The organism is Camelimonas lactis (assembly GCF_004342915.1).
Lineage (GTDB): Bacteria > Pseudomonadota > Alphaproteobacteria > Rhizobiales > Beijerinckiaceae > Camelimonas > Camelimonas lactis.
This window is the reverse complement of record NZ_SLWL01000035.1, coordinates 1-8,623: the sequence shown is the minus strand read 5'-3', so window position 1 is coordinate 8,623 and position 8,623 is coordinate 1. Positions and strand designations below refer to the sequence as shown.

Annotated in this window: 12 protein-coding genes and 1 pseudogene; 8 read left to right on the top strand and 5 right to left on the bottom strand. The window is 57.9% G+C overall.

Going from position 1 to position 8,623, the window contains the following annotated elements:
* The first annotated feature begins 1,205 nt into the window (after positions 1 to 1,205).
* Positions 1,206 to 1,355, top strand: coding sequence for a hypothetical protein (locus tag EV666_RS18380; protein WP_165910080.1), 150 nt, complete (start codon positions 1,206 to 1,208; stop codon positions 1,353 to 1,355).
* Between the two features lie 6 nt (positions 1,356 to 1,361).
* Here EV666_RS18380 and EV666_RS17780 read toward each other — a convergent pair whose 3' ends face one another.
* On the bottom strand, positions 1,362 to 1,622 hold the full coding sequence (locus EV666_RS17780; protein ID WP_132010937.1) for a helix-turn-helix domain-containing protein: 261 nt from the start codon (positions 1,620 to 1,622) through the stop codon (positions 1,362 to 1,364).
* 92 nt (positions 1,623 to 1,714) lie between these two features.
* On the opposite strand from EV666_RS17780, the gene EV666_RS17775 reads away from it, so the two are divergent.
* Complete coding sequence (locus EV666_RS17775) at positions 1,715 to 2,143, top strand: TM2 domain-containing protein (protein WP_207906452.1); 429 nt, start codon at positions 1,715 to 1,717, stop codon at positions 2,141 to 2,143.
* A gap of 4 nt (positions 2,144 to 2,147) precedes the next feature.
* Positions 2,148 to 2,753 (top strand): hypothetical protein, encoded by a 606-nt coding sequence (locus EV666_RS17770; protein ID WP_132010935.1) that lies wholly within the window; start codon positions 2,148 to 2,150, stop codon positions 2,751 to 2,753.
* A 139-nt stretch (positions 2,754 to 2,892) separates the two neighbouring features.
* On the opposite strand, the gene EV666_RS18375 is transcribed toward EV666_RS17770, so the two are convergent.
* Positions 2,893 to 3,066, bottom strand: coding sequence for a hypothetical protein (locus EV666_RS18375; protein ID WP_165910079.1), 174 nt, complete (start codon positions 3,064 to 3,066; stop codon positions 2,893 to 2,895).
* A 180-nt stretch (positions 3,067 to 3,246) separates the two neighbouring features.
* On the opposite strand from EV666_RS18375, the gene EV666_RS17765 reads away from it, so the two are divergent.
* From EV666_RS17765 to EV666_RS18370, 5 genes are all read left to right on the top strand, one after another.
* A complete protein-coding gene (locus EV666_RS17765; protein WP_132010933.1) occupies positions 3,247 to 3,528 on the top strand; it encodes a type II toxin-antitoxin system RelE/ParE family toxin in 282 nt (93 codons plus the stop codon).
* 12 nt (positions 3,529 to 3,540) lie between these two features.
* Positions 3,541 to 3,840 carry a HigA family addiction module antitoxin gene (locus tag EV666_RS17760; protein ID WP_132010931.1) on the top strand — a complete coding sequence of 100 codons (300 nt, stop codon included), beginning with the start codon at positions 3,541 to 3,543 and terminating at the stop codon, positions 3,838 to 3,840.
* Positions 3,841 to 3,867: 27 nt separating this feature from the next.
* Positions 3,868 to 4,224: a hypothetical protein gene (locus EV666_RS17755; RefSeq protein WP_132010929.1), complete on the top strand. Its 357-nt coding sequence runs from the start codon at positions 3,868 to 3,870 to the stop codon at positions 4,222 to 4,224.
* Between the two features lie 438 nt (positions 4,225 to 4,662).
* Positions 4,663 to 4,929, top strand: a complete 267-nt coding sequence (locus EV666_RS17750) for a DUF5334 family protein (RefSeq protein WP_165910078.1) — start codon at positions 4,663 to 4,665, stop codon at positions 4,927 to 4,929.
* A gap of 54 nt (positions 4,930 to 4,983) precedes the next feature.
* Complete coding sequence (locus EV666_RS18370; protein ID WP_165910077.1) at positions 4,984 to 5,148, top strand: hypothetical protein; 165 nt, start codon at positions 4,984 to 4,986, stop codon at positions 5,146 to 5,148.
* Positions 5,149 to 5,769: 621 nt separating this feature from the next.
* Here the strand turns inward: EV666_RS18370 and EV666_RS17745 are convergent.
* The 3 genes and pseudogenes from EV666_RS17745 to EV666_RS18730 all read right to left on the bottom strand — a co-directional run.
* Entirely contained in the window at positions 5,770 to 7,239 is a 1,470-nt protein-coding gene (locus EV666_RS17745) for a hypothetical protein (RefSeq protein ID WP_132010927.1), read from the bottom strand.
* On the bottom strand, positions 7,236 to 8,465 hold the full coding sequence (gene arsK, locus EV666_RS17740) for an arsenite efflux MFS transporter ArsK (protein ID WP_132010925.1): 1,230 nt from the start codon (positions 8,463 to 8,465) through the stop codon (positions 7,236 to 7,238). The genes EV666_RS17745 and arsK overlap by 4 nt, the downstream gene beginning before the upstream one ends.
* A gap of 2 nt (positions 8,466 to 8,467) precedes the next feature.
* Positions 8,468 to 8,623 (bottom strand): annotated as a pseudogene (locus EV666_RS18730) (arsenical resistance protein ArsH); the annotation flags it as partial.

Sequence of the window (8,623 nt, the reverse complement as noted above, 5' to 3'; positions counted from 1 at the left end):
TCTGTTCTTCTGAAAACCGGGTGCGCTTCATGTCTGGTCCTCTCAGCAGGGCCAGATCAAACTTCAATCCGGAACAGGCTCCGGGGGCAACGTCAAGGGTGATGTTGGTTGAAACAGAATCTGGAGTATAAAAGATCAGACACCACTGCCGTGGATATCGAAATCCATAATTGTTCGCACCCGTACGCCCATATAGAACTTTTACGGATTTTCGGAAAAGTGGTTGAATTGAAGTGATAATTTCTGATCAGGTATGATCCAACCAGATAACGTCATGTCACGTGTGTACGACGTTCTGAAGGGATTACAGGGTGGGATAAACCACCGTACAACCATCACCATTGAACGGGCGGTTTGTGGTTGACCCCATCTCAACCCGTCGTTGATCAGAAGTACCCTGTCACCTGATTTTCCCAAAATCCGTAACTGTTCGCGACCCTAGGCCCATATATAACAATTATGGATTTTGATAACACCCTGTAGAACGTGGGGTATTCACGTGATCTGGTGATATCCAGTCGTTTGAATACCCGAGTTTCTGGTGTGATTTCCCCGGATACAATCACCCCAGAAATCCGTAGTTGTCCATCCTTCCAGTCCCGTATTGAACTTTTATGGATTTCCCCCGTCCCCATTGTTATGTGGGATATCCCGTTCGTGAAATTAAAAAAGAAAAAACAACAACACACATCGAAGATGTGATTGCATACGCAGTATGCAATGGATTCCCGTTCAGTATATAATGATACATGTGGACGATATTTCAGTTTTGATTGATTGTTTCAGAAATTCATGAATATGAAATCTGGAAACTTATGTTGAACGACGATCACGTCACCACCCAACTTTTCGACCATGTACGGAGAACGTTCCACCTCACTGACGGTGACAGTGGGGACGTGGAGTTCCGTACGGTCAGGATCATTTTCAACGACAGGATGACACCCGCGGAGAACCGACCCGCGATCGGGTTCCCGCGTTTCGGGATGTTCTACAGGACTATCTGTTGCGGGATGTTCGGGACAGACGGACCGTCACCATTGTTCCCCCTCCCTGCTGTTGCGTATCTCAGCAACGAGGTCCCGGTTTTCCGAACGAAACGGGGCACCCCCTGCCCTCAGAACCTGATCATGGAATCCGTATGGATGATCCCTGTTGATCACAGACGGGATTTCGACCGTTCGTTTTTTAATACCCGGAGGAAAATGAAGGGACGGTACGCGATCGACACATTGTGTTTCGGGTACCCGGTGACCCTCGACGACCTTCGGAATGAACTGCGATGTTCGGGGGAGATCGCCGTGAAGGATTTTGTCGGTCTGGATCGTGGGTCAGAATTCGTCGTGTATGGGTGACCGAAGTCACTTCTTTTTGCGTCCCGCACGGAGAGGCGTAATCGGCGCAACATCGCCCTCAGGTTCCGTGAACAGCTCCGATATGTGAATGCCGAGCGCGTTGGAAAGTTTCTCCAGCGTGACCACGGTCGGGTTCCGCTTTCCCCGTTCCAGATAGCCCACGTACGCCCGTTCGATCTCTGCACTCAAGGCAAGATCGTCCTGTGAGACGCCCTTCGCGACCCTCAGTCTTCTCAGATTCCACGCGACAAGCTGCTGCGCCTCCATGGGTGGAGGCAATCAGTTGCCTTCATATGAAACCACGTATTATATGACGCGTAATTACGCCTCTCCCTGCTGGGGATTGGGAGGCGAAATGAGTGAAGGGGGCTGATTTGGAAGCGACATCGACTGTGACGATCGATTGCCCGTACTGCTCGGAGCCGATCAACGCGAAATCGAAAAAGTGCAAACACTGCGGGGAAATCCTCGATCCCCAGATGCGTGAAATCGAGATGCTGAAGCGGCAGGGAACATCCCAGGTGTTCATGAACGCAGGCGGTGGAGCCGCTGCTGTCGGTGGCAGCGACGCCGCGAACGCTCCTCCCCTCAAAAGCAGGGTGACCGCTGCAATCCTCGCCTTCCTGCTCGGTGGGCTCGGCTTCCACAAGTTCTATCTCGGACAGACCGGAATGGGTCTGCTGTACCTCGTCTTCTGCTGGACGTTCATTCCCGCCATCATCGGCTTCATCGAGGGGATCATCTACCTCACCTCATCGGACGCGGCGTTCAAACGGAAGTACGGCTGACCCGATGCGGATGATCTCCATCGCGGGACTGGCCCTGTCCGTCCTGACCATCGCCCACCCGGTCATCGCCAGTGACCGGGTTCCCCTGCGTGACGGGTTCTATGCGGAGAATTCCGAAAAGTGCGCTGAGTTCAGGAAGGGTGAACTCGATCTTCCCCCGTGGCAGGTTGCGAAAGGGGGACGACAGTTTCAGGGACCGGAAATGGCGTGCGTCGTTGCCTCGGTCAAAACCGTCCTCCCCCCACACCGTCACCACGTCCAGTCGACCTGCCGGGAGTACGATATGATTTCCCACCAGTCGTTCATTCTCGACACCCCGACGCGCGAGCGGTTCTCTCTGGAGGATGAGGACTACATCTGGTGCGGGACCACCCATGGACAACCGAAGGCATCCCGACCCACGCCGGCCAACAACCGCAAACTGTCCGACAGGGCGCTGATCGACCAATGGGGCGACATCAACGATGACTGTCGCGGTGGAAGCGGCGACGACCCCAAAACGGATCAGGCGTGCGGTCGTCGCTCCAACACTGCGGACGAGCTGAAGCGACGCGGATTCTGCTACCGGACGGTGAAAGGCGGACAGGACTGGGTTCGCTGCCGGAGATAGCCCCCCCTGTCTCCCTGTGCATGGCCGCTGGCGAAACCTGCCGCCTGTGCAATGGCTCTTGATTGGCGTGGGGCAAAGCGGGTAGATGAAAGTCCTCTCCAGTGATTTGCTGCAGGAGGGATGATCCCCGGCGAAACGCTCACGTTTCGGCATCAGGATCGCGGGCGTAGTTCAGTGGTAAGCCGCGCACTTTAAACAAAATCAGCCAGTTAGCTGTCTGTTGGACGCCATTTTTTGGCACTGAATCGCTTACCTTTTCTGGCACAAAGTCCCACCCGTAGAGCAGCATTTTCAGACCAGGCCCCGCTGCCATCTTCCCCCACCCTCAGCATCGCTGTGAGACCCGCCGCGCTATGAGCGCGAGCCAGCCTTAAAGGTCCGGATAGGGTTCAACCGGGCATGTCCAAAATGGACGCCAGCCGGCTTTGGGTTGCATGAGATTGACAATGTATCATTGAATGATACATTCCATGAACAGTAAGCGGCGCAACGTATGATCAGGACGTTCAGGGACAGGACAACAGAAGCCGTCGCAGCGGGACGGCTGCCCAAGGGGTTTCCGGCTGACCTGTTGAAGGTTGCCCGACGCAAGCTGGCAATGCTGGCGGCTGCGGCTGACCTCGTGGATCTGCGTGTGCCGCCCGGAAACAGGCTGGAGGCCCTGAAGGGGAATCGGGCCGGCCAACACTCAATCCGCATCAACGACCAGTTCCGGATATGCTTCGCCTGGAAAGACGGCCATGCGTTTGACGTTGAAATCACCGACTACCACTGAGGGAGACAGACGATGACCACGCTTCCTCCCCTTCACCCTGGGGAAGTCCTTCGCGAAGAATTCATGGAGCCGCTGGGCCTCTCCGCTATTGCAGTTGCCCGTGCGATCCATGTGCCGCGTACGCGCATTGAGCGCATCGTGAATGAACATACTGGCATTTCAGCTGATACAGCGCTGCGCCTGTCCAGGTTGTTCGGCACTACACCTGAATTCTGGCTTAACCTCCAGAGCCGGCATGATGTGGAAACCGCCGAACGCCAGATCCATGATGATCTGGCTGCGATTGAGCCTCTGGCAATGGAAGCGGCCTGACCTTCTCCTTCTAACGGGAAAACCCTTATGCAGCACAGCTTCTTATGGGCAGCCTTGCTGCTATGGGCACCCTCAACAGGGGCAATGGCCTTGGACGTTAAGGTTGGCCAAGCACAGGTTCAAATGCAGCGAGCCGTCAGCTTTGAGCTCGAGCGTTATGCGGACCTGAACAAAGTAGCTCGCGGATGGGTCCAGTATTGCCTGACTGAAACTGAGCGGAAGCGCGCCATGGTCCCGCGCGACAACGTCCCTCCGTTCACGACCAACTACGACAATGTCGCGCCAAGCCTGCTTGAAGCATTCATCGAATTGGAGAGGAATTACCGGCTCCACGATGGCTTGCTATGCCTCGCCAATGCCAAGAGGCTGATGAAGCCCGATTAGCGAGGCTGCCCTCGCGCGCGCATGCGGGCGTACTGGTCTCGAAACCCCGACAGGGCTATCCAAGGTGGTTACCGTTACGTGACGTTGACAGCTCCGAGAAGCAGGCGTTGGACTGGTCCGAAGCCAATTCGCTGTGGGGTGGGTATGATCAAGTTCTTGGCACTCGGGGCTGCCGGAGTCGCGGCAGCATTTTTATTGCAGCCATCGGATGTGGAAGCACGCAGCAGCGGCGGGTTCAGCTACGGAACAGGCTCTCGTGGTAGCAGCCACTACGTTCGCCCGCATACCAACCGCAGCGGAAATTACGTCGGCGGACACTACCGGACCAACCGCGATAGCTCACGCTCCAACAACTATGGTGCTTACGGCAACTATAACAGGCACACGGGCGGCATTGGCGACGGTTACGGTCGCTCGCGATAGTCGGGAGGGGGGCCCATGACGCAACAGCAACTTTGCCGTCTGGTGGTCGCAGCGACCATTGTGACGACCCTTGCCGCATGGAACGGGACTGAAAGAGAATCTGGAGCCAGCATCGAAATCGAGAAAGGCCAACTGGTTCGACCGGGAAGGGAAATCGAATACTACAAGGACGGCTCCTACCACACGATGGACGTAGACGATATGCGCCAATCTGGCGGCACCGTCGAAATCGAAGGCACCGATAGCAGCGGAAATTCAATCACTCTAGAGATGGATGACTGAGCCAGCCTAACGTTGCGGCCATGCTACGAATGCTCAGGTGATGGGAGCGTGAGGGTGGAAGGACGCGACATTCTGATTGTGCTGGCCATTGGGGCGCTGCTCGTCCTCGGCAGTCGCTACGCGTTGAAATCAATGAACGAGCACATCAGCCGATGCGAAGATGAATCGGCCAAGGAGTACATCACTGACAGCGCTCAGAGGCTCCGGGATTGCAAATGAACCACCGAATGATCCACATCCATACCGAACGGACCAAGCTAACAGCCATCTGATGAGCCCCCTCTTCGCTATCCTCTGGTCACTGGCATGCGGGGTCGCTGGAGCCATAACCACCGTTGCCGTAGTCGTCTCGCTCGATAGCTCTCAGCCATTGGAACCCGGTGAGTTCTCTGGTGGCGGGTCCGCCATGGCGATAGTAGCCTTGTTTGTCAGCGCACCGCTGGGGTTCATGGCGGGCCTGACAATCGGAGCCGTTGCCTGGATGACGCTGGCGCCAAAGCCAAAGGATGCTGAATGAGGGCCATGTCGCGTCTGATCTGGATGGCAGTACAGGCCCTTTTCATCGGGTGGCTGACATACGGGATTTTCCGCGAACACCCGACCGAGCCGATTACGGTTATCGGGACGTTCTTCGTCGCCCTCGTCTTCTGTGCGTTCCTGACGGCCATTTTGACGCGAACGTGGGACGCTATCCGATACAAGCCAATGAGCGCCCTCGTATGGGCGCTGTCTGTTTTGGCGTTCTCAGGGGTGGTGACGGGCGCTGTCCAATTTTTCGGGACAAGCCCCGATGACTGGCGCGTGATGTTTGCCATGATAGCGCTTGTGGCGGCCATCGCGTCACTTGTTGTGGTTCCCCTTGTCAAAAGCCTGCTTCCCAAGGGCCGTCAGGCGAGCCGCGAGGTAGATAGACTGAGGACTGCCGGTCTCGAATCTGGCCAGCGCCTTGAGCACTGGAGCGGCCTTGGGATTGGTGACGATCCGCGCTAGCTGTTCGGCATTCTTGCCTGCCCGCCAATCGGTCCAGCTCTGGCCGATGTCTTTGGGAATGCGGACGCCGCCAGTGGTGACGTGCTCTGTTATCTTGCCCGTGATGCTGGAGCCGCCCGCCAGATCCTTCTGCCCCTGAATCTTGAACGCCGTGTCGGACCCCGGCCCCGGCCGCCATCTGGTCGTTTCCAGAATTTCCAGCATGCGTTCAAAGCCGGGCAGGATGTCGTCACCATCCTTCAGCCCCCGGATCGCAGCCCGCATATTGGCGGCCTTCTCTGAATTTCCCATCAGTTCCGTGACGAACCGCGCGCCGCCGTTCACGTTCGGGCCACCGGTCAGCTCGCGAGCTGTCCTGTTGAACACCTGCTCGACATAGGTCCGGACAAGCTGGTTCGCGACCGCTGGTTTCTGTGCGGACAGCGCCTGGATTGCCTCGAAAGTCTGCTGGGAGTTGCCGGGAAGCGGGTTTTCCGGGAACAGCGCATTGACCGCTTTCTGGGTCGTCATATCCCGTTTCGCCAACCCGCCAATGAGGGACTTTTCAATCTTCGCCAGCCCGTCGCGCGACGCGGCGATGTCCAGAAGCCGCTCTTTCGCGGCGGGGAATTGAGAAAACAGGTCTTCCTGCTTCCGGACGGCGTTCCTGATGCCGGCGGCCGAGATGTCCAGTCCCCGGCCCTTCATCGTGTCCAGCACGTCCGTCACGAGCCGGGATTCCATCGCCTCCCGGGCGGCCGGCGTCGCTACCTGATTGAAAGCGCGGGCGTCAGAAGCCGACGACAGGGCGTCAGGAACGCGCTCTGCCGGCATGGTGAACTGCTTGTTGAACTGGTCACGCTCGATGACGCGTCCCGGGCCGCGCGCGGCGTCGAATGGCGCCAGAGGTTCGCTGGCAGCTTTGAACCCCTGCCGGGCCTGCCCGTAGAGCGGGACGGCCTCCAGTGCCTGATCCAGCTTCGTCACCACATCTTCAAGCTGGGCGACAGTCTGCCTCGCACCGGCTTGCTTCGCCTGTCCAATCAGGTCGCTGATGGCGACGCGGGAGTTATGTAGGCCTTCAACGCTGCTATCGAGAACGCCTTCTGGCGTCATCAGCGCGCGCTTTGCCGCCGCCAGCCCTTCGCGCACGGCAGCTGCGTAGGAGAAATGCGGCTTGAACGGGTGCGACGGGTTTAAATCCAGAGGATCAATCAAGGACACTTCGTGGCCAGCAGACGCAAGTGTGGACACGCAGGCCTGCGAAACACGAAGACCCAGGCGGGCCGGGCGTGGTGGGGTGCTATCTCGCTCGGAGCCTAGGAACACGAGGAAGTTCATGTGGTCGCCTCCGAGGTTGGCTGGTGTCGCTCAAGCAATGCAGCGCGCCGATTGAGTTTGAGAATGATCAGGAATGCGACAATGGCTCCAGCTCCGATGCCGGCTGAGGCCAGAAGCGCCCAAGTCACACCAGCATTGTGCATCAGCAATGCGAATGTGAACGGGGCAGCCGCGCTGACGATCAACCGGACGGACATCACCCGCCCCTGAAGCGCGCCGTAGCCCTGATGGCCAAAAAGCTCCAACGGCAAGGTTCCGCCGACAATACTGAACAGGCCGCTTCCCAAGCCGAACAGGGTGGCGAACAGCATCGCGACCCAAAATGAAGGGGGGGCAACGATGATCACTGTCAGCGCCAAAACGAGCAGAACGGCGGAGATGATGGCCAGATGAAGTTGCAGTAGGTTCTTCGCGAACACCATGTTGAGCAACCGGCTTGCGACCTGCGCGGGGCCGAACAACGTTCCCGCAGCAACTCCAGCCGCCCCCAACCCAAGTGCGGCAAGCATTGGCAGCATATGAATGAGAACCGCTGAACTGATAAAACTCTGCAGAGCAAAGGCCGTTGTCATCATAACGAAGCCGGCGGTTCGGTCCCGGTCCCTCAAGTGGTCCTGCGGTGAAGTCGCCGCTGGATGACCCGGTCGCTCGGAGTTTGCGGTGCTAAGGTCCGGTTTTCGGGCAAGCAGGACGTGAATCGGCAAACAGACAACCAGCTGCAGACCGGCGAACACAAGATACACATCACGCCAGCCCAGGAAGCCATGCATCCATGCCGTGAGCGGCCAGAATATCGTTGAGGCAAAGCCTGCTATCAGGGTCAGATAAACGATGTTGCGTTGGGCTGTTTCAGGCTGGCGTTGAACCAACAGGGAAAAGGCGGCGCCGTACTGGACCAGTGTCGCGGCGACCTGGGAGGCGACAAGCGCGGGAACGAATGTGATGACGGACCCGGTCGCGGCGCACGCGACCAGCGCCAGCGCCGCGGCGGCAGAACCAAAGGCCATGATCCGGCCTGCGCCAAAGCGGTCCATCCACCGCCCTGTCCAGGGAGCGACGAGACCGCTTGTCAGCAGGGCGATGGACAGCGCCCCGAAGACCCACTCGCTGGTCCAACCTAAATCGCGGGCCATGGATGGGGCAAGAACGCTGAAGCTGTAATACAGCGTTCCGTAGCCAATGATCTGGGAGACACCAAGCGCCGCGACATCAACCCAGCGCTTCATGTTCAGATGCTCCCGAGCGCGACCCTTGCGGCCAGCTTCTCCGCAGTTTCCTTCCGTTCACTGTAGCGGTCCGTCAAATGCCCGGAGATATCGCGTGTCAGCAACGTGAACTTGACCAGCTCCTCCATCACGTCGACCACACGGTCATAATATGGGGA